Annotated in this window: 26 protein-coding genes; 2 read left to right on the top strand and 24 right to left on the bottom strand. The window is 41.5% G+C overall.

Annotated elements, in window-relative coordinates; translation table 11 throughout:
• Nucleotides 1-136: 136 nt before the first annotated feature.
• The 6 genes from ACWJAF_RS11040 to ACWJAF_RS11015 all read right to left on the bottom strand — a co-directional run bounded on the left by ACWJAF_RS11040 (nucleotide 137) and on the right by ACWJAF_RS11015 (nucleotide 6,234).
• Nucleotides 137-493: a hypothetical protein gene (locus ACWJAF_RS11040; RefSeq protein ID WP_448863943.1), complete on the bottom strand. Its 357-nt coding sequence runs from the start codon at nucleotides 491-493 to the stop codon at nucleotides 137-139.
• Between the two features lie 137 nt (nucleotides 494-630).
• Entirely contained in the window at nucleotides 631-2,064 is a 1,434-nt protein-coding gene (locus ACWJAF_RS11035; RefSeq protein ID WP_448863941.1) for a glycoside hydrolase family 32 protein, read from the bottom strand.
• 27 nt (nucleotides 2,065-2,091) lie between these two features.
• Nucleotides 2,092-3,186, bottom strand: a complete 1,095-nt coding sequence (locus ACWJAF_RS11030; protein WP_448863938.1) for an ABC transporter ATP-binding protein — start codon at nucleotides 3,184-3,186, stop codon at nucleotides 2,092-2,094.
• Nucleotides 3,187-3,189: 3 nt separating this feature from the next.
• Complete coding sequence (locus ACWJAF_RS11025; RefSeq protein WP_448863936.1) at nucleotides 3,190-4,041, bottom strand: carbohydrate ABC transporter permease; 852 nt, start codon at nucleotides 4,039-4,041, stop codon at nucleotides 3,190-3,192.
• Nucleotides 4,013-4,912, bottom strand: a complete 900-nt coding sequence (locus tag ACWJAF_RS11020) for a carbohydrate ABC transporter permease (RefSeq protein WP_448863934.1) — start codon at nucleotides 4,910-4,912, stop codon at nucleotides 4,013-4,015. Before ACWJAF_RS11020 ends, ACWJAF_RS11025 begins: the two co-directional genes overlap by 29 nt.
• Complete coding sequence (locus tag ACWJAF_RS11015; protein ID WP_448863932.1) at nucleotides 4,912-6,234, bottom strand: ABC transporter substrate-binding protein; 1,323 nt, start codon at nucleotides 6,232-6,234, stop codon at nucleotides 4,912-4,914. Before ACWJAF_RS11015 ends, ACWJAF_RS11020 begins: the two co-directional genes overlap by 1 nt.
• 254 nt (nucleotides 6,235-6,488) lie before the next feature.
• Between ACWJAF_RS11015 and ACWJAF_RS11010 the strand changes: the two genes are divergently transcribed.
• Entirely contained in the window at nucleotides 6,489-7,514 is a 1,026-nt protein-coding gene (locus ACWJAF_RS11010) for a substrate-binding domain-containing protein (RefSeq protein WP_448863930.1), read from the top strand.
• Nucleotides 7,515-7,638: 124 nt separating this feature from the next.
• Here the strand turns inward: ACWJAF_RS11010 and ACWJAF_RS11005 are convergent, their stop codons facing one another.
• The 17 genes from ACWJAF_RS11005 to ACWJAF_RS10925 form a co-directional block, all read right to left on the bottom strand.
• A complete protein-coding gene (locus tag ACWJAF_RS11005) occupies nucleotides 7,639-8,688 on the bottom strand; it encodes a hypothetical protein (RefSeq protein ID WP_448863929.1) in 1,050 nt (349 codons plus the stop codon).
• A 41-nt stretch (nucleotides 8,689-8,729) separates the two neighbouring features.
• Complete coding sequence (locus ACWJAF_RS11000; RefSeq protein WP_448863927.1) at nucleotides 8,730-8,990, bottom strand: hypothetical protein; 261 nt, start codon at nucleotides 8,988-8,990, stop codon at nucleotides 8,730-8,732.
• 143 nt (nucleotides 8,991-9,133) lie between these two features.
• Nucleotides 9,134-9,754 carry a hypothetical protein gene (locus ACWJAF_RS10995; protein WP_448863925.1) on the bottom strand — a complete coding sequence of 207 codons (621 nt, stop codon included), beginning with the start codon at nucleotides 9,752-9,754 and terminating at the stop codon, nucleotides 9,134-9,136.
• A 410-nt stretch (nucleotides 9,755-10,164) separates the two neighbouring features.
• A complete protein-coding gene (locus ACWJAF_RS10990; RefSeq protein WP_448863923.1) occupies nucleotides 10,165-10,803 on the bottom strand; it encodes a hypothetical protein in 639 nt (212 codons plus the stop codon).
• 3 nt (nucleotides 10,804-10,806) lie between these two features.
• Nucleotides 10,807-11,133 carry a PadR family transcriptional regulator gene (locus tag ACWJAF_RS10985; RefSeq protein WP_448863921.1) on the bottom strand — a complete coding sequence of 109 codons (327 nt, stop codon included), beginning with the start codon at nucleotides 11,131-11,133 and terminating at the stop codon, nucleotides 10,807-10,809.
• A 201-nt stretch (nucleotides 11,134-11,334) separates the two neighbouring features.
• Complete coding sequence (locus ACWJAF_RS10980) at nucleotides 11,335-11,877, bottom strand: hypothetical protein (RefSeq protein ID WP_448863920.1); 543 nt, start codon at nucleotides 11,875-11,877, stop codon at nucleotides 11,335-11,337.
• A gap of 555 nt (nucleotides 11,878-12,432) precedes the next feature.
• Entirely contained in the window at nucleotides 12,433-13,092 is a 660-nt protein-coding gene (locus ACWJAF_RS10975; RefSeq protein ID WP_448863918.1) for a V-type ATP synthase subunit D, read from the bottom strand.
• Nucleotides 13,093-13,248: 156 nt separating this feature from the next.
• Entirely contained in the window at nucleotides 13,249-14,622 is a 1,374-nt protein-coding gene (locus ACWJAF_RS10970; RefSeq protein WP_117597586.1) for a V-type ATP synthase subunit B, read from the bottom strand.
• Between the two features lie 3 nt (nucleotides 14,623-14,625).
• Nucleotides 14,626-16,392 (bottom strand): V-type ATP synthase subunit A, encoded by a 1,767-nt coding sequence (locus ACWJAF_RS10965; RefSeq protein WP_448863916.1) that lies wholly within the window; start codon nucleotides 16,390-16,392, stop codon nucleotides 14,626-14,628.
• Nucleotides 16,393-16,411: 19 nt separating this feature from the next.
• Complete coding sequence (locus ACWJAF_RS10960; RefSeq protein WP_296033255.1) at nucleotides 16,412-16,729, bottom strand: V-type ATP synthase subunit F; 318 nt, start codon at nucleotides 16,727-16,729, stop codon at nucleotides 16,412-16,414.
• Nucleotides 16,722-17,690 carry a V0D/AC39 family V-type ATPase subunit gene (locus ACWJAF_RS10955; protein ID WP_448863913.1) on the bottom strand — a complete coding sequence of 323 codons (969 nt, stop codon included), beginning with the start codon at nucleotides 17,688-17,690 and terminating at the stop codon, nucleotides 16,722-16,724. The genes ACWJAF_RS10960 and ACWJAF_RS10955 overlap by 8 nt, the downstream gene beginning before the upstream one ends.
• Before the next feature lie 69 nt (nucleotides 17,691-17,759).
• A complete protein-coding gene (locus ACWJAF_RS10950; RefSeq protein WP_448863911.1) occupies nucleotides 17,760-18,356 on the bottom strand; it encodes a V-type ATP synthase subunit E in 597 nt (198 codons plus the stop codon).
• 17 nt (nucleotides 18,357-18,373) lie between these two features.
• Complete coding sequence (locus ACWJAF_RS10945) at nucleotides 18,374-18,859, bottom strand: V-type ATP synthase subunit K (RefSeq protein WP_296033258.1); 486 nt, start codon at nucleotides 18,857-18,859, stop codon at nucleotides 18,374-18,376.
• 2 nt (nucleotides 18,860-18,861) lie between these two features.
• Complete coding sequence (locus ACWJAF_RS10940) at nucleotides 18,862-20,877, bottom strand: V-type ATP synthase subunit I (RefSeq protein WP_448863909.1); 2,016 nt, start codon at nucleotides 20,875-20,877, stop codon at nucleotides 18,862-18,864.
• Between the two features lie 45 nt (nucleotides 20,878-20,922).
• Complete coding sequence (locus ACWJAF_RS10935; protein WP_448863907.1) at nucleotides 20,923-21,234, bottom strand: hypothetical protein; 312 nt, start codon at nucleotides 21,232-21,234, stop codon at nucleotides 20,923-20,925.
• 390 nt (nucleotides 21,235-21,624) lie between these two features.
• Nucleotides 21,625-22,116, bottom strand: a complete 492-nt coding sequence (locus ACWJAF_RS10930) for a tRNA (cytidine(34)-2'-O)-methyltransferase (RefSeq protein WP_117597592.1) — start codon at nucleotides 22,114-22,116, stop codon at nucleotides 21,625-21,627.
• A 69-nt stretch (nucleotides 22,117-22,185) separates the two neighbouring features.
• The gene (locus tag ACWJAF_RS10925) at nucleotides 22,186-23,109 is read right to left on the bottom strand and encodes a Uma2 family endonuclease (protein ID WP_448863905.1); all 924 of its coding nucleotides are present in this window, start codon (nucleotides 23,107-23,109) and stop codon (nucleotides 22,186-22,188) included.
• A gap of 197 nt (nucleotides 23,110-23,306) precedes the next feature.
• On the opposite strand from ACWJAF_RS10925, the gene ACWJAF_RS10920 reads away from it, so the two are divergent.
• Nucleotides 23,307-23,561: a helix-turn-helix domain-containing protein gene (locus ACWJAF_RS10920; RefSeq protein ID WP_448863903.1), complete on the top strand. Its 255-nt coding sequence runs from the start codon at nucleotides 23,307-23,309 to the stop codon at nucleotides 23,559-23,561.
• A gap of 43 nt (nucleotides 23,562-23,604) precedes the next feature.
• On the opposite strand, the gene trxB is transcribed toward ACWJAF_RS10920, so the two are convergent.
• A complete protein-coding gene (gene trxB, locus ACWJAF_RS10915) occupies nucleotides 23,605-24,546 on the bottom strand; it encodes a thioredoxin-disulfide reductase (RefSeq protein ID WP_448863901.1) in 942 nt (313 codons plus the stop codon).
• Between the last annotated feature and the right edge of the window lie 186 nt (nucleotides 24,547-24,732).

Raw genomic sequence — 24,732 nt, 5'->3', positions numbered from 1 at the left:
TGCTACATATAATATATAGGTACATTTCACGCTCAGTATAACACACAAGAGGGCGAAGTGGAAGCATTTTCCCACTGCCCTCTCTATCGTTTCCATAATATGTGACTTGTACTGCCGGTAACGGTTTTTCCCGGTATCAGTACAACTTTTTTCTGATCCCCCGGTGTTCTGCCCTTCTTCTGCACAATTCCTGAAATGTCATAACTTCAATCAGATCCATCAGCCAGGTACCTGGATTCTCTTCTTCTTTTTCTGCCTTATCGTAGATCCTGCGGCACATCAGCCGCAACTGTAACCGATCCGGGTACTCGTCATACATCATGCTTCCGTCGTATTCCATCCGGTCGCATTCTTCCTCTACATGAGGGAGCACCCGTTTGGCAGTCTCCGGATAGATACTCTTCATATAATCATAGTCTCTTTTTGCATTCCGGTCATCATCATATAACATAGGAACCGGATAGGTCATATAGAACGGTAATTTGTTCTCCATATTCCTTTTGCTCCTTGGCGGTTCTATCTATATTATAGTATGCCGGCTTACATCACATGGTGCATCTTCCTCTTTCCTAATAATATATCCCCTTCTGGTCTTGTAAATCTGAAGGGGATGATTGTTCTGTGTATTAATTATATCTCTATTTCATACTTCTGTATATTTACAACACATTCTTTATCACTTGTAAATAGAATCTGATCTGCTTCCACCGGCGTCGGAACCACTGTACTCGCCACCTGTTCACCATCATTGATAAATACTTCGACGGAATATCTGTCCATGATAAAATGTAATTTCGGCGCATTGTTTTTATCCGCGATCTCAATTTTTCTCGTGCATACAACATCTGCATCCACACCGCTATAGGTACGATCAATTTCCAGCAAATGTTTTTCCCCATCGTATGTAAATGTTGTCGTATACATCTCATTATGTGCTACATCTATGGAAAATTCCCCGGTTATTTCATCAGTAAATTCTACTGTCATATCTATCGTACGTCCGTGAATGCCCTCTAACGATACTGGACCACTAATTTTCTGTTCTTTATAGATGACCGGATTCTTTTTATATTTTTCCAGTTCTTTTACCGGACTCTGCCAGATTTTTCCATCCTTGATCTCTAATTCTCTTGGAAGTGTCATCATTCCATGCCATTTCTGTCCTTTTGTCATGACACGGGCATCCCAGGACTTCATCCATGCGATCATAATCCGTCTTCCATCCGGAAGTTCTGTCGTCTGTGGTGCATAGAAATCCAGTCCATAATCCAGACTTCTCTTTTTCTCCCACGCAAAATCTGATATTTCTTTTTCCGGATTTCCAATTATATAAATGGAATTATGACCATTATGAAATTCATATTTTTCTGCATGCATATTCTGCGGGGAACAGATGATGACCGGATATCCATTCAATTCCAGATAATCCGGACACTCCAGCATATCTCCATTCTTTCCATCATTTCTCAAAAGAACTTTTTCATACTGCCAGTTTTTATAGTCTGCACTGCTAAATAAGACTACCTGACCGCAATTTTCCTCGTAGCGGTTTCCGGCAACACAATAATATCTGCCATCTTTTTTCCACATCTTCGGATCGCGGAAATCTTTTCTGTCAAACTTCTCCGGCATGATATCACCTCTGATGACTGGATTATCCTGCCATTTTTCATAGGTCTTTCCATCCCCTATAGCAATGCACTGATTCTGGATTTCTTTTCCATCTTTCTGGCTTACTCCCGTATAAAGCAGCACATGCTTTCCATCTGCTTCTACTGCGCTTCCTGAAAAGCATCCGATATGATCATAGTCCTGATCCGGTGCCATAGCTACCGGACACGCTTCCCATTTTACCAGATCTTCTGTCACCTGATGGCCCCAGTGCATCGGTCCCCACTCTGTTTTATATGGATAGAATTGATAAAATAAATGTGCTTTCCCCTGATATACAGAGAAGCCATTTGGATCATTCATCCATCCAACTTCCGGAGTCACATGAAACATCTGCTTTTCTTTTTCATCTATGCGATTCTGTCTGATATATTCGTTGGCTTTTTCAAGCATATATTTTTCCTCTTCTATTCTAATATATTATTCTGCTCCGATTACTTTTTCTGTCTCTTTGTCAAAAAAGTGCATCTTATGTGGCATAAATGTAAATTCTACTTCATCGCCCACGGTACTTACTTCATATTTAGAGACTCTTGCGATCGTAACGCTTCCACCAAAATCAAAATACAGGTTGTTTTCATTTCCCATAATTTCTGTATTGTCAATCACTGCTTTCTGGTGGCTACCGTACACATCCAGATTGGCTGTATCAAATTTAATATCTTCTCCACGGATTCCCATGATCACTTTTGAATAACCGGCAATACGATTGGCGATTGCTTCCGGAAGTTCTATCTTATTTCCATCTTTGAAGATCAGATTTCTTCCTTCTACTTTTACATCATAAAAGTTCATCTGCGGAGAACCGATAAATCCTGCAACGAATTTGTTCACTGGATGTTCATACAGATCCATTGGTTTACCCACCTGTTGGATCACGCCATCTTTCATGATTACAATACGGTCTGCCATTGTCATGGCTTCTACCTGGTCATGTGTAACATAGATTGTTGTGCTGCCCAGATTTCTATGTAGCTTACTAATTTCGTTTCTCATGCTGACACGCAGTTTTGCATCCAGGTTAGAAAGTGGTTCATCCATCAGGAAGACTTTCTGATCTTTTACGATTGCTCTTCCAAGTGCCACTCTCTGTCTTTGTCCACCGGATAAGTTCTTAGGCTTACGGTAGCGATATTCTTCCAGTCCAAGGATATCGATTGCCCAGTCTACTTTTTTCTTGATCTCATCTGCAGGAACCTTCATGTTTTTCAGTCCATAAGAAATGTTCTTTTCTACCGTCATATGTGGATACAATGCATAGTTCTGGAATACCATAGAGATTCCACGGTCTGCCGGTGCAACCTCATTCACACGTTTTCCATCAATAAAAAGGTCTCCACTTGTAATCTCTTCAAATCCTGCGATCATACGAAGTGTTGTGGATTTACCGCATCCGGATGGTCCGACAAATGCGATAAATTCTTTTTCTTCTATATCTAAGTTAAAGTCTGTCACGGAATTCTTATCGTTTCCTGCATATTTTTTACATATATTTTTAAATTCGATAAAGCTCATCTTTTAGCCCTCCTTGGAACCTGTTGATATTACTCCTTCTACAATCTGTTTTGAGAAGAGTGAATAGATAATAATGACCGGAATTGTTACCATTGTGATAACTGCAAGTGTCTGTCCTGTCGTTGTATTTTCATTTGACGTAATCGCATTCAGACCAATCTGTGCGGTCAGAAGATCACTGGAAGTAAATACCAGTGACGGCCACAGATAATCATTCCAGACATTTAAGAATGTAAATACGCTAACCGTTGCTACTACACTTTTTGACATTGGAAGAACCATGGTAAAAAAGTATTTTATCGGTCCGCAGTGATCCAGCTGTGCTGCCTCATATACATCATCCGGAAGTCCTAAGAATACCTGACGGAACAGGAAGATGTTAAATGGATTTACGATCATCGGAAGAACATATCCAAGTACCGTATTCAAAAGTCCCAGTTTCGCAATGATCAGGAAATGGATCGTAATGATCGTCTCCATAGGCACGATCATCAGAAGCATAATGATCAAAAGCCAGCGTTCTCTGAACGGGAAGTTAATCTTAGCCAGCGCATATCCTGCAAGTCCATTTACGATCACTCCAAGTACGATCAGGATTGCCGCATAAAACAACGTGTTACACATATATCTTACAAATCCTGTATTTGTTAATACAGATACGTAATTTTCAAAGAAATTGCCATTCAGTGCCGGCGGAATAAATGCTGCCAGACTGTTCATGTCAGCCGTGATCGCCGCATCCGGTTTAAATGAATTGGCCAGCATCCAGATAACCGGGAACAGGAACAACAGTGATACGATCAGAAGTACGATCGTCAGTATCCAATTATTTCTTTTTTGCTTTTTTGTTAACATTCTGATCCTCCTTATCTCTTGTTGCAATCGTCTGGATCACAGTCAGTATCATTACAAAGAATGCAAATACGATAGCCATTGTTGACGCAAGACCGATTTCCCAGTTAACCGTACCTGTTTCATAAATATCGTACACTACTGTATAGGTTGAGTTTGATGGTCCTCCACCTGTCATGACCATTGGCTGTACCAGCATACGGAACGCACCGATCGTAATTGTAATAAGTACAAATACACATAATGGTTTTAATTCTGGAAGTGTGATATCTTTGAATTTCTGCCATGGTGTTGCATGATCCATCTCTGCCGCCTCATAAAGTGCCGGATTGATTGCCTGGATTCCACCAAGGAAGATGATCATCTGATATCCCATTCCCTGCCATGCACTCATAACCGCAATGGATGGAAGCGCTTGGCTTGCACTGTTGATAAAAGGCTGTGCATCAATTCCAAAGAAAGAAAGGATTGCATTCATGATTCCTTCCGGGCTGTAGATCTGGATCCACAGTGTTGATACAACCGCAAGCGACATTACCACCGGTACAAAGAATGCTACTTTAAAATACTTTTTACAATGTGTTACTTTATTGATCAGAAGTGCCAGTCCCAAAGCTCCAAGTCCCTGCAATGGCACGATGATGATCACAAATTTTACGGTATTAAAAAATGCCTGTGAAAACACGTCATCTTTGAATATCTGAATGTAGTTATCCAGTCCTACAAAATGCGTCAGGCTCGGATTCAGGGCAAAGAAATCAGTAAAACTAAAGATCAATGTCAGAATCATCGGCAAAAATAAAAATATCGTAAGCAATACCAATGCCGGGCCAAAAAACGCCATTCCCATAATGGATTCTGTTCTTTTCTTCATTATTTCATCACATAACGCTTTAATTTTGCGTTAATCCTTTCTACAGATTTATCCAGTTCTGTCTTTGCATCATTGCCGGTAAGTACTGAATTTTCCAGCACTTCCTGCACCGACGCACTCACCTGCGGATATACAGGAGTTTTTGATCTTGGGTGTCCATATTTGCTAAGCTGCTGATATAAAGCTTTATAATTTTCATCTTTTTCAAAAATCGGACTGCTCTCAAATGCTTCATAGGTAGATGGAAAACTCTTACTTTCATCCCACAGACGTTTTCCGCTTTCTACACCGCTCATCCACTGTACCAGCTTTGTTGCCCCTTTCAGTTTCTTTGTCTCCGATGAAGCTGCAAATGCCCAGGAACCGGTTGGTGTATATCTTCCGCCATCCCAGTTATCAGATACTACATACGGCACAACTCCGAGGTTCACATCCGGATAGTTATTGTAAATTGTATTTACCTCCCATGCCCCGTCAAATTTGAATGCTGCTCTTCCGCTTTCGAATAAGTCTGTAATCTGAACTTTCGACATATAACCGTTATCGAGAAGTGATTTGAAATAATTCACTGTCTCCAGATTCTTTTTGGAATTAAACACTCCATCTACACTCAGTCCATCCTTGCTTACAAAGTCTCCTCCGTTTGACCAGAAGAATGGTGCATAATAATAAATGGTTGCCTCTCCTGTCGGGAATGTCATATCCAGCGCATACCCTTTTTTCTTTTCCACGATTGGCTGGACTTTCTTTAACACCTCTGTGAATTCACTCCAGGTCCATGGATGATCTGCATCCGGAACTTCCACTCCTGCTTCAGCCAGAATGTCTTTGTTATAGTAAAGTCCCACGCTGGATTCCATTGCTCCAAGTGCATAGAGCTTGTTATTATACGTTCCCTGCTGAATAATGGAATCCAGGTACACACTCTTTTCTTCATCCGTTAATTTTGCAAGCGGCTGGATGATTCCATTCTCTGCATACGCAGCGATATTAGGTCCGTCAACAGTAAGTACATCCGGCAGATCTCCCGACATAACTGACGCATTAATCTTGTCCGAATAACCACCGCCGCTGTCATTTCTTGGAATAAACTCAATGTCTGCAAAATATTTGCCATCATATTTCTTATTAAATGCATCTACGGCTTTCCTGTAACATTGTCCTTCTTCTGTGTCTTCGATTGAATGTACCCAGATAGAAAGATATTCTTCGCCTTTGTCATATCCTTTTACTTCTCCTGGTTGTGGCTGCTTGTCTCCACATCCCGTCAACGCCAGTGCAAAGAATGTTGCCAGCAGGATCCCTACTGTTCTTTTTTTCATATCTTTCTCCTTTCAGATTTACGGTTGTGTAACCAGTTAAGTAACCGGTTACTTTATGTGCTCATAATACTACTTGGTTCATCACTTGTCAATATATTTTGAAGAAAAAGTATAACCGGTTACTTAACCGGTTATTTTTGTTTGATTTTTTTATATACACTTGTTATACTGATAACGTATATAATCGAAATAAACTTCAGGGAAACCGTTCGCAATATTGGAATTCCCTGTTTTTAATATGAAAGAGGTTTTACATGAAACAAAAAAAAGTAACTTTTGCAGATATTGCCGCCTATACCGGCTTTTCAAAGACTACTATTTCCAGATATTTCAATAATCCAGATTCTCTAACTTTAGAAAATCAGGGAAAAATCGCCCAGGCTCTGGATGTTCTTGGATACCAGGAAAACAAACTTGCCAAAGTACTGGCCAACGGGAAAAGTGAATTTGTTGGAATTATCATTCCCAACCTGTATCTCCATTATTATTCCGAGATGTTAAATCAGCTGCTTTCCACTTATGAAAAGTATAATTATAAATTTCTTGTATTCATTGGGAATAACAAAAAAGAGATAGAAGAAAAATATATCCATGAACTGATGGCTTATAAGATTGAAGGGCTTATTGTCTTAAGCAATACCATTTCTTCTGAAGAGCTTGCTTCTTATAAACTCCCAGTCGTCACGATTGAGCGGGAATGTGACCACGTCTGCAGTGTGTCTACCGATAACTATCTAGGAGGGGTTCAGGCAACCAGTTTATTAATACATAATAAATGTGATGTCATTTTGCATATCAATTCCATATTTTCTGACACACTCCCAACTTATGGGCGTATCCAGGGATTTGAAGATATCTGTAATGAACATCATATTGCTCACGAATTGATTCAAAGAGATATGGGAAATACTTATCAGGAAACTTTAGCTCAGCTAAAGAATATATTTGATGAAATAGAAGAGAAATATCCGGCACAAAAAAAGGGAGTCTTTCTTGCAAACGACACTTATGCCAGTATGTTCCTGAACCTGATATTCCAGAAATACGGAAAACTTCCGAAGGATTATCAGATTGTTGGATTCGATGATTCTCCTATCGCAAGTGAAGCAATCCTCCCGATCACAACTGTTGGACAGCAGATTGAAAAAATCGCCCAGACTGCTATGGAACTTTTGGTACTCCAGATGAATGAAATGAAAAAAAGAAAACCGGCTCCTTTAAAAGAACCGATTCATAAACAGATTACACCGGTATTGATTCGACGTGATACCACGGAATAATCTTGTGTTATATTTTTCTTTTATAAAATTAGTATTGCCAGTGATGATTTTTGAATACTCTCGTATTTGTTTGATTTGTCACTGGCACTTTTTCATCTACATGTTTTGCAAATCTTTTTTTAGATTATACCTCATGTACGTCATATCCTCTGCTTCTGCATTCTTTCATCAGCCATTTCATTGTCTTGATCTCTGTGATTCCCATAATCTCAACATTTTTTTCATCATAGAAATGCATCAGTGCATATAATTGTCCATCCCATATCTGGCGTTCTAGCATCTGATCTTGCGCTTTTTTCCCAGGCTCTAAGGTCAGTTTATTCTCCGGACGGCTTACAATCACATATACTTCTTTTTCATTTCGTATCTTGTCTTTTATTTCTTTGTTGTCCAATTCCTGAAACTTCAGTTTCTGAAAGTCTGTTTTTTCACCGTAGTTCCGATATATGATTTTTCCATTTGACAGTCTCTTTAATCCCTCATAGATCAGATCAAATGCCTTGTCATCCTGGATATTGTTCATCTGCATATATTCATATCTTTTATTCCATTGATGCCAGACTTCTATCTGATGGTCTATGCTTTTTGGTTTGACTACCTTTACTTCTTTTATGATTCCTGAATATGGATAGTAGATGACTTCTGCCATGCCTTCTTTTTCTGCCAGTTCCTGTACTACATTTCCTTTCAGATATCCTTTTAAGATCCCGGTCTCTTCCCGCAGCCGCAATCCTTTCAGCCATTCCATACGTATCTTAGAATCTATGAAAATCCTGGAATTAATCAGCCGTAGTAAACTGTCTATCGTCCAGTAGATTTCCATGTATCCATATGGTTTGTCCTCCATATGAAAGCTGAATTTTCCGTATATCCATTGATCCGGCTTGAAATGCTTTATTTCTTCTCCTTTTGAGGAATCCCAACGTCTGAAGACTCTTCCTGTCTTCATTCCTTTATATTCCATATATTTGCGGACTGGTGGCTTTATAAAATCATCGATTATGCAGCACAGGCGGATAACGCTATATGCAAAGCCGATAATTAGTATGATTAGCAGCGGGCGGTTTACCAGATTTCCTATATAGGAAAACAGGATGAGGATTGCTTCTATCAATAGAATAAAGATTCGTTTTATCAGGAAATATGTGAATCTCCATTTTCCTTCTTGTTTCATTAATATAATCGTATCCTTTTTATTTTTATTCTTTATGCCTTTTAGTATTTTGCAAGCAATGTTTCTGCTCTTTCTTTATCTTCCTTCCTCACCAGAATTTCATATTCATACACTTTGTCCTGATCTACTCCGATGCTTCCAAACTGGGATCTCTTCGTTCCTTTTCCAGGGAAAAGCCACTCGGAATCCTGATTTCTCACTTTATGTTTGTATGGAATCTTCGCCAGATCCAGTGCATCCCGTACCTCATTGAACCGCTTCATGTCGTGTCCGATATAGATAGATTCTGTCATTAATTTCATAGGCTGGTCCTCTTTTCGTAATTTCTTAATTTTGATTATACTCTATTCCTTTGGGAGATTCTACAGCACCTTTCTTAATATTTCTTACTTTTAATACAGAGAAAAAGGCTACCCTGTACTCCTACAGTTGTAGCCTTTCATCATTATTCTTCAGCAGCTTTTTCATTCTGTATCTCTTCAATGATATTCTCTACTTGCGAAATATCAATTTCCAAGATTTCCGAAATTTGTTCTGCTGAATAATTTTTAGCTAATTTCTTTTGAATCTGACTCACGAGAAGCCTTTTTTCTCCCTCTGCAATTCCTTCCCGAATCCCCTCCTGCTTTATCAGTATTTTTTCTTCCCACGTCTGCATATACTTCACCTCTGTCTTTTCACTTGCTTTGATCTGACAAACACGTCTATGCATTTCTTGAATCCGTTTACTTTCGCATGATCCTGACACTTCATCTGTACTATGTTCCATATACTTCAAAAGTTCTATCAATTCTGGTGATACCAGCTCTGGATGTTCCCCTCGTGTATTCAGAAATATTCTCGTTGCTCCATCATCTTCATCCATGGCATAGACATCAAGCCGGATCTGCCGATTATCCGTAGATGTCCTCTGTTCTTTCTCTGTCTGTGGTGGATGTTTTAGCATCATGTTCTGACTTAGTATAATATCCAGCATTGTCTTAACATTTTCCGGATCATCCATCGCTTCATCGAATAGAAATTTGTCCAGCAAGTTTAATTCTTTTAATGATCTTCTTTGGTTCATAAGTGGCTCTCCTCTCTTGTACAGATATGTTCCCTGTAAAGAAGAGCTGTTTATCTTTATGAATATGATAACACAGAATTTATATATATACCAGTATATACAATCAACTTCTTTTATCAGGCATGTATTATCTGTTGTATTTTTCATTTTGGATTCTTCCCCCCGATTATCTGGGTCTGAAGTAAATGAATTGGTAACTATAGATGCAGTGCAGATATTAGAATTTATCTGCGTGTCGATACAATAACATGCCTGATTTTTATTTTCAATATCCCTTTTAGAAATGCTGATTTTTTGTGAACTTTCTACAACTCTTTCATCTTCCCCAGGAGTTCCTGATACTCTATATTCAAAAGCAAAGCCATTAATATCTTCATATACCTAATCATAAAAAGAAAATTCGCATTTTGTTATCTGTTCACAACTTCCATCTGCTCTTCTGCCGGTCTGTTCCTTCTTGCTCCAATCAGATACAGAATCGCCGGCCCCAGATTAGCAATCATTCCAATAATCAAAATTGGAAAATCTGACATTTTCAAAAATGCTTTTCCCATATCTATTGCAATAATAAATTCCTTCAAATACATGAACAAATTAACAACCATATAGATAACAACGCCCACTGTTAACTGTTTTGTTTTTTCTGTATTATTACAGTTCGCCTCACCGTAATGTCCCAGATACCACACGCCGATTGCAAAAGCAAGCACCCATAACGCATGCACACGTTCTCCATCCAAAAAGCAAATATTAATCAAACAACCTACAATTCCCCAAAGCCCTAATATCTGAAAATATATCGAAGTTCCTCTAAGTAATTTCCGTCCTCCCGGTGCCTTGATTCCTCCCACCGAATAGATCAAATCATCACAGAATTCATGAACCGGCTTTCCAAGTACAATTTCAAAATCTTCATTGCGCTCCTGTGCTTCTTCCGCCATTCCCACGATATCTTCAACCATCTTGTCAATTTCTTTTTCTGTAAGCGGAAATGTCTTGATGTACTTTTTCATCTTCCGAACCATTCTTTTATTTTTCTTCGTCAACATAATCTACCCCTCCTTTTTTAAAATTCTGTTTACTGAAGATTGTACTTCCGTCCAGCTTTTGATAAATTCCTGTAAATATGCCTGCCCCTCAGCCGTCAACGAATAATATTTTCGTTTTGGACCAAGCGGCGATGGCCGTAATTCTGAAGAGATCATTCCTTTCTTTTCCAGTCGTACAAGTAACGGATATATGCTGCCTTCTTTTACATCTTCAAATCCAAACTCTGTCAATGTCGTTACAATCTCATATCCATATGTAACCGTCTCTGATAAAATCTGTAAGATACACCCTTCCAAAGTTCCTTTCATTAATTGTGACTTATCATACATATTTTCACCTACCTTGTATAATATAGTAGTTCTTAACTATATTGTATCACATAGTAGTGATTTGTCAAGAATTCTACTCACACAACATAAAACAGTTCTACTGATAACATTACAATTCCTGTAGCTGCCTATTTCTTACAAACTTATGCCGATACAGAAAAAAAGGCTCCCCTGTACTTCTACAGTAGTAGCCTTTCAGCATTATTCTTCAACAGCTTTTTCATTCTGTATCTCTTCAACGATATTCTCTACTTTCGAGATATCAATTTCCAAGATTTCCGAAATTTGTTCTGCTGAATAATTTTTAGCTAATTTCTTTTGAATCTGACTCACGAGAAGCCTTTTTTCTCCCTCTGCAATTCCCTCCTGCTTTATCAGTATCTTTTCTTCCCACGTCTGCATATACTTCACCTCTGTCTTTTCACTTGCTTTGATCTGACAAACACGTCTATGCATTTCTTGAATTCGTTTACTTTCGCATGATCCCGACACTTCATCTGTACTATGTTCCATATACTTCAAAAGTTCTATCAATTCTGGTGATACCAGCTCTGGATGTTCCCCTCGTGTATTCAGAAATATTCTCGTTGCTCCATCATCCAGTTTCAATTCCGGAACTTCCTCACATTTCATCTGGAATGTATAACGATATAAGCCATATCCAAACAAATCAAACGGCGTAATCATCACAATCAAAACTTCATTCAACAAGTTGAATTCTTTTAATGATCTTCTTTGGTTCATAAATGGCTCTCCTCTCTTGTACAGATATGTTCCCTGTAAAGAAGAGCTGTTTATCTTTATGAATATGATAACACAGTTTTTTTATATATACCAGTATATACGGTCAACTTCTTTTACCAGGCATGTAGTATCTGTCTGTTGTATTTTTCATTTTGGATTCTTCCCACTGATCATATTGGTTTGAAATAAATGAATTGGTAACTTATAGATGCATTGCAGATATTAGAATTTATCTGCGTGTCGATACGATAACATGCCTGATTTTTATTTTCAATATTCATTTTAAAAATGTTGATTTTTTGTGAACTTTTTACAACTCTTTCATCTCTCCAAATTCATTCAAATACATGAACAAATTAACAACCCTGTAGACAATAACACGCTCTGTTAATTACTTTGTTTTTTCTGTATTATTACTATTTCTCTCTCCGTAATGTTCTTTTAGTATCTACAGAACCTGCCACTGGCAGCTTTCTTCCGAACGCATGGCGATTTAAAAAATCCGCAGAGACAAGCTTTTCCAACTTACTTCTGCGGATTTTTTCAATATGAGCTTTACTCTTTTTCTTTATAATGATGTGCTTCTTCCAACATCATATCTTTCACCTTCATCAGACGGATCTGGGTGCTTCGTTCATTCTCGTCAAGCTTCATCGTAATATACTTGATATTCTTCTGCGCATTCGGAATGATTACATGCTCCAGGGCGTTGACACGTCTTCTGGTCTTTTCGATCTCGGCCGCCATTAACTGGCAGGCTTTTTCTGTCTCTGCAAGCTTTAACATATCCGGCAGGATATCTGCAAGGGACTTTACGGCTCCATCCAGATCACTGGATGTAAATGCGAATCCATATGAATAGATGTCGTTCGCATCTGCAGTTCTGGTCTTCGTCTCGAATACAGGAATATCCACACTCATGACATTCTTCTGTCCGACCTCCAGATCTACTTTCTGCTTCGGAGCCATCAAAGCGGTGTTCAGGGTTGCTTCGTCCATACCTGCTTTGGCTATGACAAAGTTTTTATTGGCAGAGCGGATACCTGCTTCTACCTTTTCCCGAAGCTCCATGTTCACTTTTACCAGATCCAGGAACTGACGCATCAGTTCGTCTCGTTTATCTTTCAGAAGTTTGTGACCTTTTATGGCTGTGACCAGTTTTTTCTTGGTCCTGGTCAGTTCCATACGGGTAGGGGTTACCTGGGTTGACGCCATAGTATCACTCCTTTCTTTACTTTTTTATATACCAGACGCCATGCCAGCTCGAATCCGCTTTGCTTCTTCTCGCTGAGGGCTGACGCCCTATGCATCTTGCCAGATATGGAATCGCAGGTTAACCTGCATTCCATATCTGACCAATCTGCGCATGGCTTACTGCTTACCATAATACATATCTAAGAACTTATCATCAATTCGCTTAAGCTCTGCTCTAGGCAGCATAGACAACAGCTTCCAGCCGATCTCCAGTGTCTCTTCGATCGGTCTGTCGGTATCGTATCCCTGGGATACATATTCTTTCTCGAATGCATCTGCAAATTTTGCATATACCAGGTCGATATCGGTAAGAGCTGCTTCTCCTAAGATGGTCATTAATTCTTTTGCATCTTTTCCTCGTGCATACGCTGCGAACAGCTGATTCATCGTGTTCGAATGATCGGCTCTCGTCTTGCCTTCTCCGATTCCTTTATCTTTCAGACGGGACAGGGATGGCAGTACATCGATCGGAGGTTTGATACCTTTGCGGTACAGATCACGGCTTAAGATGATCTGTCCTTCTGTGATGTATCCGGTAAGGTCCGGGATTGGATGTGTCTTGTCATCTTCCGGCATAGTCAGGATCGGGATCAGTGTGATACTACCCTTCTTACCATTCTGTCTTCCGGCTCTTTCATATAAAGTTGCAAGGTCAGTGTACATATATCCAGGATATCCACGACGTCCAGGTACTTCCTTACGTGCGGCAGATACTTCACGGAGTGCATCTGCGTAGTTGGTAATGTCTGTCATGATTACCAGTACGTGCATGTCTTTTTCGAACGCCAGATATTCTGCTGCTGTCAGTGCCATACGAGGTGTGGAAATACGCTCGATGGCCGGGTCATTTGCAAGGTTGACGAACAATACGGTTCGGTCAATAGCTCCTGTTTCTTTGAATGATTCTACGAAGAAGTTAGACTCTTCGAATGTAATACCCATAGCAGCAAATACTACAGCGAATTTCTCATTGCTTCCGCGTACCTTTGCCTGCTTTGCGATCTGTGCTGCCAGATTGGCATGTGGAAGTCCGGATGCCGAGAAGATTGGGAGCTTCTGTCCACGTACCAGTGTGTTCAGTCCGTCGATGGCAGATACACCGGTCTGGATGAACTCTTCCGGATAGCTTCTAGCTGCCGGGTTCATAGGCAGACCGTTGATATCACGTCTTTCATCCGGCAGGATCTCCGGTCCTCCGTCGATCGGGCGGCCCAGTCCATCAAAGACACGTCCCAACATATCTTCTGATACACCAAGTTCCATGCTTCGTCCGAGGAAACGAACTTTACTGTTACTTAAGTTGATACCCGTGGCACTTTCGAATAACTGCACCAGTGCATCATTTCCATTAATTTCCAGAACCTTGCAGCGGCGTTTCTCACCGCTTGCAAGTTCGATCTCACCTAATTCATCATAGGCTACATTTTCAACACCGCGTACCAGCATCAGCGGTCCGGCAACTTCCTGTATGGTTCTATATTCTTTTGGCATAATTTAGAAGTCCTCCTTCCCGAATGCAGCCGCAACTTCTTTATCCAGTTCTTCTTCTACATTCTTATATTCGCTTTCGATATCGGCGTCTGTTGTATATTTATAACGTCCGATCTTTTCTCTTACCGGCATGGCGATCAGTGCGTTCATGTCTGCACCCTTGTTCAGTGCATCGACAGATTTCTCATAAAATGCCAGTACCAGTTTCATCATCAGATACTGCTTGCGAAGCGGCGTGTAAGTGTCGATCTCATGGAATGAATTCTGATGTAAGAAGTCCTCACGGATCGATCTTGCTGCTTCCATCTTCAGTCGGTCAGTCGGTGACAGCGCATCCATACCTACCATCTGTACGATCTCATTTAACTCGGCTTCTTCCTGAAGGATCGTCATCATCTTCTGACGGTCTTCCATCCAGTCTGCTGCCACTTCTTCATTAAACCAGTTTGCCATATTGTCAACATACAGCGAATAACTGGTCAGCCAGTTGATGGCTGGGAAATGTCTCTTATACGCAAGTGCGGAATCCAGTCCCCAGAATACCTTTACAATACGAAGGGTTGCCTGTGATACCGGTTCGGAGATATCACCACCCGGAGGAGATACGGCTCCGATAACAGAAAGTGCTCCTTCTCTTCCTTCTTTACCAAGGGATACCACGTGTCCTGCTCTTTCATAGAACTGCGCCAGACGGGAACCTAAGTATGCCGGGTAACCTTCCTCACCAGGCATCTCTTCCAGACGTCCTGACATCTCACGAAGTGCCTCTGCCCAACGGGATGTAGAATCTGCCATCAGCGCTACGGAATATCCCATATCACGGAAATATTCTGCAATCGTGATTCCGGTATAAATGGAAGCCTCACGGGCTGCAACCGGCATATCCGATGTATTTGCGATCAGTACGGTTCTTTCCATCAGTGACTGTCCGGTCTTCGGATCTTTCAGTTCCGGGAATTCATTCAGAACGTCGGTCATCTCATTACCACGTTCTCCACATCCGATATAAACCACGATATCAGCCTCTGCCCACTTAGCCAACTGGTGTTGGATAACTGTTTTACCACTTCCGAAAGGTCCCGGAACGGCTGCCACACCACCTTTGGCAATCGGGAAGAATGTATCGATAACACGCTGTCCGGTTACCAGTGGTTTTACAGGCGGCAGTTTCTTCTGATACGGACGGCCCTTTCGTACCGGCCATCTCTGCATCATGGTAAGTTCTTTGTCACCTTTTTCTGTAGCAATCACTGCTACTACTTCTTCTACGGTAAATGTTCCGGCTTTGATTTCTTTAACGGTTCCCTTTACTCCGTAAGGAACCATGATCTTCTGCTGTACAACGATGGTTTCCTGCACAGTTCCGAGTACGTCACCTGCTTCTACTTCATCACCAACTTTTGCAACCGGGACGAATTCCCATTTTTTATCTCGTTTTAACGAAGCAACTTCTACACCTCGTTTTAAGTTATTACCGGAGATCTTCATGATATCATCCAGTGGTCTCTGGATACCATCATATATGCTTGTGATCAGTCCAGGTCCAAGTTCTACTGACATTGGTACATCCATGGACTCTACCGGCTCTCCAGGTCCAAGTCCCGATGTCTCTTCGTATACCTGGATGGATGCCTCATCTCCGTGAATCTCTATGATCTCTCCGATCAGACGCTGGTTGCTTACACGTACCACGTCAAACATATTGGCGTCACGCATTCCTTTTGCAATGACCAGCGGTCCTGCTACTTTTTTAATCGTTCCTGTACTCATACGGACGAATCAACCTCCTTTAGCTGCCAAATATAATATCGGAACCGACAGCCTGTTCTACCGATTTCTTCACACCTGCAACTCCGGCACCTGTATTACCTGCAATACCCGGTATCTGAATGATCGCCGGTGTGACCTGTTCCTGATATTTTTCTATTTCATGCGGTAACTCAGCGGCAAGCTTTTCTGTGATATAGATGATCCCATATCCTCCCTGTGCCAGCTGGTGTAACTTCTCTGCGGCTTCCTCGCGGGTCTGGACGGCAAATGTATCAAGGCCCAGTGCTGCGAATCCGAAGATACTGTCGTAATCGCCTAATACTGCAATCTTATACATACATTTTCCTTACCCTTTCCCGGATCGAATCATCCGGAAGTTCATTCTGCTTTCCTGATAAAATGATTCGTACCGTTTTAATCTCATTCTGTCTTGCAATCACATAGGCAATTACCGGTCCTATTGTAAATGCATGATATTTCTCCGGGCTGATCGTCTGGATGATCCGGTTATCACACCATCTTTCGAATGCCGAAGCCGACTCCGAAAGTGCATCCGCACCTTCTGCATAAGCTGTTCCTCTTAAGTATTCACAGATGGCATCCATACCGCTAAGTGCTGCCTTTGAAAGCTGGCTTATACTTAGAGAATCACATTCTGCCATTGCCCGTTTCATAAATTCCGTTGATTTTGCGGTCTTCTGTGACCGGACAGCAATCTTAATATCTGCCACCGCCACTGTCGATTCTGCATAATCCTGTATGATCTTATCCGGTGAAGCTTTTCCTGCCTGATAGATGGCATCCAGTGCCGCCCGGTCTATGATCACATCACAGAGCTGCCCGTCTCCTGTATGAAGAAGTGTCTCGTATGCTTCTTCTCCCGCTGTGCGCATACTGTCCGGAAGCTTTCCAAAGTCTCTGTCTTCTACGATCTTTCGCATCTCTTCTCCCGGGATACGCACATCTTCATAATAGATATGTCTGTTCTTCTCCCCGGTGCACACTTCCTTTACCGCCGCTTTTAAATTATGAAAAAGCTTTGGATAAGAAAGCACATCAAAATGTTCCATCCCAATCGACAGTTCTTTTACCACTTCCCAGATCTTCTCTTCTTCTCTTGTCAGGATCTTTTCAGCATCTCCGCTGCTTTCTGTATCCCCCCATCCTTTTTCTTCCAGAAACTGCAGTGCCTGATCATAATTCTGGCACGCAATCAACTGATCGATGGTACTGTCAGAAAACAGGGACACTTCCAGGGCCCGGATTCTTGCGACCGCATAGGTATATTGTTCACTCATGTTGTTCCTCCATTTCTGAACATTCCTGGTATCTGAACATTCCTATTGGTTCTTATGACACTCTGTGTGTCATACAAAGAGCAGCCGGTGAACGATATCAGACAGTTCATCCCGCTTCGCATCAAACATTGCCCTGATCGTACAGTTTTCTTCAATTCCACCGTACGCAAGAATGAATCCATTTTCAATATTATCCCTGCCGGCTCCGGCAACAGTAAGTTTGCCGCCTTTTGCCTGCGCGGTCTGTTCTATTTCTTTGCCAAATCCTACCGGCATATTTTCCAGATCTTTTACGGAGAAATAAATCTCTCCTTCCTGAGGCAGCACGTGTTTTTCAAGAACCGATAGCAAAAGTTTGTAGTATTCATCCGGCTCAAGATTTGTCACTTTCTCATAAGCCTTTTCCAGAATCTCTGCGATCATCCCCTGTTTTGCTTCCAGGAATCTGGTCCTGCGCTGAAGATCGATGGAAGATTTTACACGCTCCTTATAAGATGTAATCTCTGCTTCTGATTTTTTCAGAATGGCTTCCGCCTGTCTGGTGCCTTCTTCCTGCGCCGCAAGCTTCATCTTTTCTGCCTGCACTTTCGCTTCTTCGATCTTTGCATCTGCTGTTACATTTGCCTCGTTAAGGATCTGACTTTTGATCTTTTCTAATCCAGCCATTGTCCTTCACACTCCTTCTATACCTGAATTGCTGTTACTGAAAGAATAGAGATCAGAAGTGCAAGGATTGCATATGTCTCAACCATTGCAGGGAACAGCATTGCTTTACCAAACTGATCCGGTTTCTTTGCAACGATTCCGATTGCTGCGGCTGCTGTCTTTCCCTGTGCTTTTCCTGAAATCAGACCTACAATACCGATTGGAAGGCAAGCTGCCAGGATCAGAAGTCCTGTCTTAGGATCAATGTCCGCTGCGCCGCCGCCAAGAAGTCCGATCTTAGATAATGTAATGAAACCAACCAGCAGTCCATAGATTCCCTGTGTACCAGGAAGCAGCTGCATGATCAGTACTTTTGCGAATTTGCTCGGGTCTTCTGTTACAACTCCGGATGCAGCCTGTCCTGCGATACCTACTCCGATCGCAGATCCTGCACCTGCCAGGAAAACTGCTACTGCCGCACCAAGAAGTGCATATACCATTCCCATATCATTCCAAATACTCATATCTATTTTTCCTCCTTAATATCTACATATTTTGTCTCCGCACGAAACGGTTCGAAAGGTTTTCCACCGCCTTCATAGAATTTTCCAAAGAATTCCACAAACTGAAGTCGGTTGGTGTGGACATATGCACCAAGCAGGTTGATCGCCAGGTTCATTGTGTGTCCGACTATAAATACTACGATAAATAAGATGACTCCGAATACGCTCTTACCAAGCATACTGCCCATCTGGTTGACAACCGATGCAATAACACCTGTCGCAAGTCCAAGCGCCAGAAGTCTGGAGTATGATAATACGTCACTTAACCATCCTGTGATGTTATAGATATCATACGCACCAAGCGCAAGTCTGAGCGCCGGGTTCTTGCTGGATCTTCCGGACATCAGTAACAGTCCGACTGCTCCGATGATTGCCAGTGCTTTCGATAATGTAACCAATGCTGCCGGGAACACGATCTTCGTCTGTGCGATTGAAGCAAAGATATCTGACGGAAGTAACATCATGATCAGTCCGATCAGGAAAATGTACCAAAGTACGATATCACAGAAGAAATCCAGTACCTTTCCGTCTTTTAGTAACATATATCCCTTGATTCCCAGTCCGACGAACAAATGCACCAGACCAAATCCCATCGAATAGATCAGAAGTTTCATCGGATCATTCAACGGTGCGAACCATAACGGCTTGATCGTCAGCTCTTTTCCAAAGAATGTGCTTGATACAACATCTACTACATCTCCAAAATATCCACCGAACAAGACTCCCCATACAAGGGTGGAAAGTCCACAGTACATGAACATTTTCATGGATTTTCTCATGCCCGCACTCATGCGTGGGAATTTCTTAAGAACTACCAGACACACGATTGCGATAATTGCACCATAGGCCGCATCCGACAGCATCATTCCAAAGAAAAATACATAGAAGAATGACATAATCGTTGTCGGATCAATCTCTCCCTTATGCGGAAGTCCGTAAGATTCCAACACACCCTCCACACTTTCGGAAAATCCATTATTCTTAAGGAGTACCGGAGGTTCTTCATCTTCTTTTAATTCTTCCACATCTATTACACAGTCATAAGCTTCACCAATTGCTTTTTCCACTGCAGGAATGACTTCCTTTGCAGCATATCCACTGATGATAAATGTACGTTTTGACTGTGGAAGTGTTCCTAATACTTCATATTTTTCTGCGCGCATCCGGTAATAGTCGCCTATGATTTTTAACTCTTCCCGGTCTTTTGCATGCGCATTGATATCGTCCTTGATACCGGCTATCTCTGCCTGTATCTGTGCGATCTGTGCTTCCAGCTTCTGCTTTCTTTCTGCCGGAATCTCTTCTGACACCATCGCCGGTCTTGAAAATCCACAGGTCCGAAGTGCATTTTCAACTTCAGCGGCCTGTTCTTTCAGACAGAAGACACTTAGATATACGGCATCCCTGTCCTGACTTATCACCGATATGTCAAATGCTTCCAGATCCGGATTATCTTCCGCGATCTTTTCATAGACCATCTCAAGTGTCATGTCCGCAGCTATTGTTCCAAGAAACATAGCCGTCTTTTTGGTTCCCGGATAATTCATCGGAACTTCCAGACTCATCCATGGAGCCAGTGACTCAATCTGGGTCTGAAGCTTTACGATCTCTGCCTGGGCTTCTGCGATTTTTTTATGATCTGCAATCAGAAGATCCGCCACATCCATTACTGCTTCCTGTTTTACAGCAACTTCATCCCAGTCGGCCTTGTCAATCAGCTCATTCCCTTCCAGACTTGCGAACATGGACTTTTTCTCAGGTGCATATTGATTCAGCACATCCAGTGCATTTTCCGTTAACTGCACCCGTTTTTCAAAACTGACTTTTGCACTCTGGGTATCCATCTTTTCAAATCCGGTCTCGTCCTGCGCGACCTGATGCATCTCCATTACACCCATGGACTGCAGTTGTTCCAGAATCGCTTTCCGGTCCCTTTTCAATGCGCAGATACTGATTCGCTGCATCTGCAATACTGCCATAACTGCATCCCTCCTTTTATTTTATTGTGTTTCTTTTCTCTGTCATCAGCCAAGTAATGCTTCCATGACTACGGCTACCGCCTCCTCTTCTTTTGTCTCCGCCAGAGCCTTCAAAGCTTCCATATCCTGCTCTGTAATCTTAGATGCTTCTGCCTTTTGGTTCTCTCCGTCTTCTCTTACTTTCAAAAAATCTGCTTCTGCCTTTTGTTTAGCTTCTGCCACTGCCTGCTCTTTTATCTTTTTTGCTTCTTTAGCAGCGTTTTCAAGGATCTCGGTGCACGTCGTATCAGCCTTTCTTATGATCTCATCCGCTTTATTTTCCGTTTCCTTGATGGTTTTAATGGTTTCTTCTACCATTCATCTACCACCTCTCTTTCTAAAAATACAGAGAACCTGCCGCCGGCAGTTTCTCTTGCATACTCTGATATGCAAAATCTAGTTTAAATTATAAGCTTATTTTTGCAATTTTACCATACATTTATTACATTTGCAGCAAATTGTATGGCAAGTTGATATATTTTTATCATTTTCTCTTTTTATTTTTGTTCATATATGCATATATTATTAATAAGTAGGAACTCATGACAAAACCAGCCGAAGTCCACCTTATGATCTGCATCTGCAGAACCTGACACCGCATCTTTTCTTGGATTCCACGGTATAAAAATAAGGATATCATTCCATTTTCTTAAAGAAAACGGACAATATCCTTATTTTGTCTAGACAATATGAAATTTATACAAGCTCTTACCAGTGTAATTCGTGAAGATGTCCCTCCAGATTCATACCTGCAAATCCGTTCTGCCTGAGTGCTTCGTAAAGCACGATCGCAACCGAGTTGCCAAGGTTCAGTGAGCGGATATCGCCTACCATCGGGATACGCACGCAGTCTTCTTTATGATCTACCAGAATCTCTTCCGGGATTCCGGCACTTTCTTTTCCGAACATGATGTAACAGTCCGGTTCATAGTTCACTTCTGTATATACCTTTGGTGCTTTTGTCGTTGCCATGTAGATCTTGGCTCCCGGGTTCTTTTCCAGGAAATCATTGTAATCAATATAGGTTCTGACATCCAGATGCTCCCAGTAATCCATGCCGGCACGCTTTAAGTTCTTTTCATTTAAGCGGAAGCCGAGTGGCTCGATCAGGTGTAATCTGGTGTTGGTGGCTACGCAGGTTCTTCCGATATTGCCTGTGTTTGCCGGGATCTCTGGTTCGTGTAGTACGATGTTTAACATGTTATGTTCCTCCGTTTTTCACTAACTTACTTTTACAAAATCAAATATGGATTGCACTGAAAATGCATCCTACTCTTTTTCAAATAAAAATTCTATATAGCTGTATATTTCCGAAAAGTCAATCTGACATTTTCCAGCAAATATATTCACCGGCACCTGGTCTTCAAAACTATAGATAGCCGGTAATTCATTATGTTCCAAGTCATATACTACAACTTTTTTCTTATCCGGGTCAACCATCCAGTATTCTCTGACTCTTGCAGTGATATATTTTTTCAGTTTTAATCCCATATCTTTTTTTCTTGTGGATGGTGATAATATCTCAATTACCATATCCGGTGCTCCATAGACATGACTTCGAAGGATTTTATCCCTGTCGCAGCATATCACGACATCCGGCTGTATCATCGTCCTATCATCTTCATCCAGCTGTACACTGACAGGTGACGGAAGAACCATGCATAATCCTTTGTTCTGTCGGATGTACTCTCTTAATCTGATGCTGATTTCAAATGCAAGCTGCTGATGGATCGTGGTTGGCGTATTCAGGTCGTAGATGACTCCGTCAATCAATTCTACTCTATATTCGTCCGGAATCGCTTCATATTCTCTCAGAGTGTATTCTCCCTGCTTTTTCCCATGGAAATGTTTCCAGATATCATCCTCATGATCTGCTCCATCTCCGTAAATGTGATAAGCCGATGTGCTTTCTTTTATCATATCAGAATATAAATCAGAAGCAGGTTCTTTCATATATTCTGGTGATGTCATGTTTCCAGACGCTTTGTAATCTCGTCCAGAATTATCCGTAAATATAATATGTTCAATCGGAAATGCTTTTTCCAACTGACAAATTGTGTCATATCTTGGCCTCTTGGTTATTCCGCTGAATATCTTTTGTACCGTTCCCAATGGTACCCCGGAACGATCTGATATCTGCTCGCAACTGAAACCTAATTCTGTTTTCTTCTTTTTCATCTCTTCTACAGTCATCGGATCATCTCCTTCCTTCTACAGGACTCTCCATCGACGGATTCTTCTGAACATGTGGTAATCTATATTTCTGATGTTGTTTTCCATATTTTATTATATATCATTCCATTTATCAAGTATATTTTCCATATTTTATTATACATTATTCCATTTCGTCTTATCCAAATCGAAGTAAAACATTTGCCACTGGCGGATTTTTGAATATATTTTTATATGCAAAATCAACCGGACAGTCTTTTAATAGTTGGAAACGGTTGCTTCGGATTCAGAAGGCAGAAAGGCTTCTGATCAATACGCAGAAGTCAGTTGCGGATATCAGTGAGATTCTCGGATATGAGAACCCTGAGACATTTATTCGGGCGTTCAAGAAAGAATTGCATATTACTCCTGCGAAATACCGGAACCGGGAGATTACACCGAAGACAGTTTCAGTGGAAACGCATTCCATATAAAAAATATCCGGCAGAAACATATTATCATTTCTGCCGGATGTTTCTAATATTCAGACATACTTCTCTCCACCTGCACTGCCGCAATCGCACCGTCCGCCACCGCAGTCACAACCTGGCGCAGGCTCTTGACTCTTACATCTCCTGCTGCATACACACCCGGTACATTGGTATGCATGTCCTCATCCGTCTTAATGTATCCCTTATCATCCGTCTCCACTTCATCAGCAAACACGCCGGTATTCGGGATCATACCGATGAATCCGAAGAGACCGAACAAGCCGTCTTTTGGGTCAGCTTCTATCTTCGTAAGTTCCCCGGTCTTTACATTCTTCACCGTCATCGTCTGGAGCAGTCCGTCGCCACCCACTTCTTCGACTACCGAATCCCACAGGAATGCAATCTTCGGATTGGCAAATGCTTTTTCCTGGATAGACTTTGCTGCACGCAGCTCATCCCTTCTGTGGATGATCGTAACTTTTCTGGCGAATTTTGTAAGGTACAGTGCTTCTTCCACCGCTGCGTCTCCGCCGCCGGCTACATAGACTTCCAGATCCGTAAAGAAGTTCGCATCACAGGTCGCACAGTAAGAGATGCCGCGTCCTTTGTACTCCTGCTCTCCTTTGCATCCGATCGGTCTTGCGTATGCACCGGTTGCGATGATGATATTTTTTGCCTGATAAGTATCTTTTTCGCCTGTCAGGACTTTGATATCTCCATCCAGCTCTACATTTATGATCGTATCGCGGACATGTTCCGCGCCAAACTGTTCTGTCTGTTCGTACATTCTGCGTACAAGAGAAACTCCTGTTTCGCCTTCTACGATCTGTCCCGGATAGTTTTCTATTTCGTCTGTGTTGATAATCTGGCCGCCGGCCTGTCCTTTTTCAATAATTAAAGTATCCAGTCTGCTTCTGCCTGCATATAATCCTGCGCTTAATCCCGCCGGACCGGCGCCAAGGATGATTACGTCATATATGTGATCCATGTGTGTGTCCCCGCTTTCTTTTCGCATGTATTTTTTTAATTGTTGATAGTATGATTCTATCTTATTTTACATGATTTTAGCTGTTGGCATACCAACAAATCACAAGCAAAAATTTTTCTTTTACTTTTATATTACTTGCTAAAGATATATTTCTATGATATTATAATTACAAAGAAAAACAACCGC

Source organism: Dorea sp., from assembly GCF_977044405.1.
Note: the sequence above shows the minus strand (reverse complement) of the source record. Positions and strands in the feature narration are given on the sequence as shown.

Coding starts and splice junctions, on each gene's coding strand:
- ACWJAF_RS11040 (WP_448863943.1), bottom strand. CDS start 493: ATGGAGAACAAATTACCGTTCTATATGACCTATCCGGTTCCTATGTTA.
- ACWJAF_RS11035 (WP_448863941.1), bottom strand. CDS start 2,064: ATGCTTGAAAAAGCCAACGAATATATCAGACAGAATCGCATAGATGAA.
- ACWJAF_RS11030 (WP_448863938.1), bottom strand. CDS start 3,186: ATGAGCTTTATCGAATTTAAAAATATATGTAAAAAATATGCAGGAAAC.
- ACWJAF_RS11025 (WP_448863936.1), bottom strand. CDS start 4,041: ATGTTAACAAAAAAGCAAAAAAGAAATAATTGGATACTGACGATCGTA.
- ACWJAF_RS11020 (WP_448863934.1), bottom strand. CDS start 4,912: ATGAAGAAAAGAACAGAATCCATTATGGGAATGGCGTTTTTTGGCCCG.
- ACWJAF_RS11015 (WP_448863932.1), bottom strand. CDS start 6,234: ATGAAAAAAAGAACAGTAGGGATCCTGCTGGCAACATTCTTTGCACTG.
- ACWJAF_RS11010 (WP_448863930.1), top strand. CDS start 6,489: ATGAAACAAAAAAAAGTAACTTTTGCAGATATTGCCGCCTATACCGGC.
- ACWJAF_RS11005 (WP_448863929.1), bottom strand. CDS start 8,688: ATGAAACAAGAAGGAAAATGGAGATTCACATATTTCCTGATAAAACGA.
- ACWJAF_RS11000 (WP_448863927.1), bottom strand. CDS start 8,990: ATGAAATTAATGACAGAATCTATCTATATCGGACACGACATGAAGCGG.
- ACWJAF_RS10995 (WP_448863925.1), bottom strand. CDS start 9,754: ATGAACCAAAGAAGATCATTAAAAGAATTAAACTTGCTGGACAAATTT.
- ACWJAF_RS10990 (WP_448863923.1), bottom strand. CDS start 10,803: ATGTTGACGAAGAAAAATAAAAGAATGGTTCGGAAGATGAAAAAGTAC.
- ACWJAF_RS10985 (WP_448863921.1), bottom strand. CDS start 11,133: ATGTATGATAAGTCACAATTAATGAAAGGAACTTTGGAAGGGTGTATC.
- ACWJAF_RS10980 (WP_448863920.1), bottom strand. CDS start 11,877: ATGAACCAAAGAAGATCATTAAAAGAATTCAACTTGTTGAATGAAGTT.
- ACWJAF_RS10975 (WP_448863918.1), bottom strand. CDS start 13,092: ATGGCGTCAACCCAGGTAACCCCTACCCGTATGGAACTGACCAGGACC.
- ACWJAF_RS10970 (WP_117597586.1), bottom strand. CDS start 14,622: ATGCCAAAAGAATATAGAACCATACAGGAAGTTGCCGGACCGCTGATG.
- ACWJAF_RS10965 (WP_448863916.1), bottom strand. CDS start 16,392: ATGAGTACAGGAACGATTAAAAAAGTAGCAGGACCGCTGGTCATTGCA.
- ACWJAF_RS10960 (WP_296033255.1), bottom strand. CDS start 16,729: ATGTATAAGATTGCAGTATTAGGCGATTACGACAGTATCTTCGGATTC.
- ACWJAF_RS10955 (WP_448863913.1), bottom strand. CDS start 17,690: ATGAGTGAACAATATACCTATGCGGTCGCAAGAATCCGGGCCCTGGAA.
- ACWJAF_RS10950 (WP_448863911.1), bottom strand. CDS start 18,356: ATGGCTGGATTAGAAAAGATCAAAAGTCAGATCCTTAACGAGGCAAAT.
- ACWJAF_RS10945 (WP_296033258.1), bottom strand. CDS start 18,859: ATGAGTATTTGGAATGATATGGGAATGGTATATGCACTTCTTGGTGCG.
- ACWJAF_RS10940 (WP_448863909.1), bottom strand. CDS start 20,877: ATGGCAGTATTGCAGATGCAGCGAATCAGTATCTGCGCATTGAAAAGG.
- ACWJAF_RS10935 (WP_448863907.1), bottom strand. CDS start 21,234: ATGGTAGAAGAAACCATTAAAACCATCAAGGAAACGGAAAATAAAGCG.
- ACWJAF_RS10930 (WP_117597592.1), bottom strand. CDS start 22,116: ATGTTAAACATCGTACTACACGAACCAGAGATCCCGGCAAACACAGGC.
- ACWJAF_RS10925 (WP_448863905.1), bottom strand. CDS start 23,109: ATGACTGTAGAAGAGATGAAAAAGAAGAAAACAGAATTAGGTTTCAGT.
- trxB (WP_448863901.1), bottom strand. CDS start 24,546: ATGGATCACATATATGACGTAATCATCCTTGGCGCCGGTCCGGCGGGA.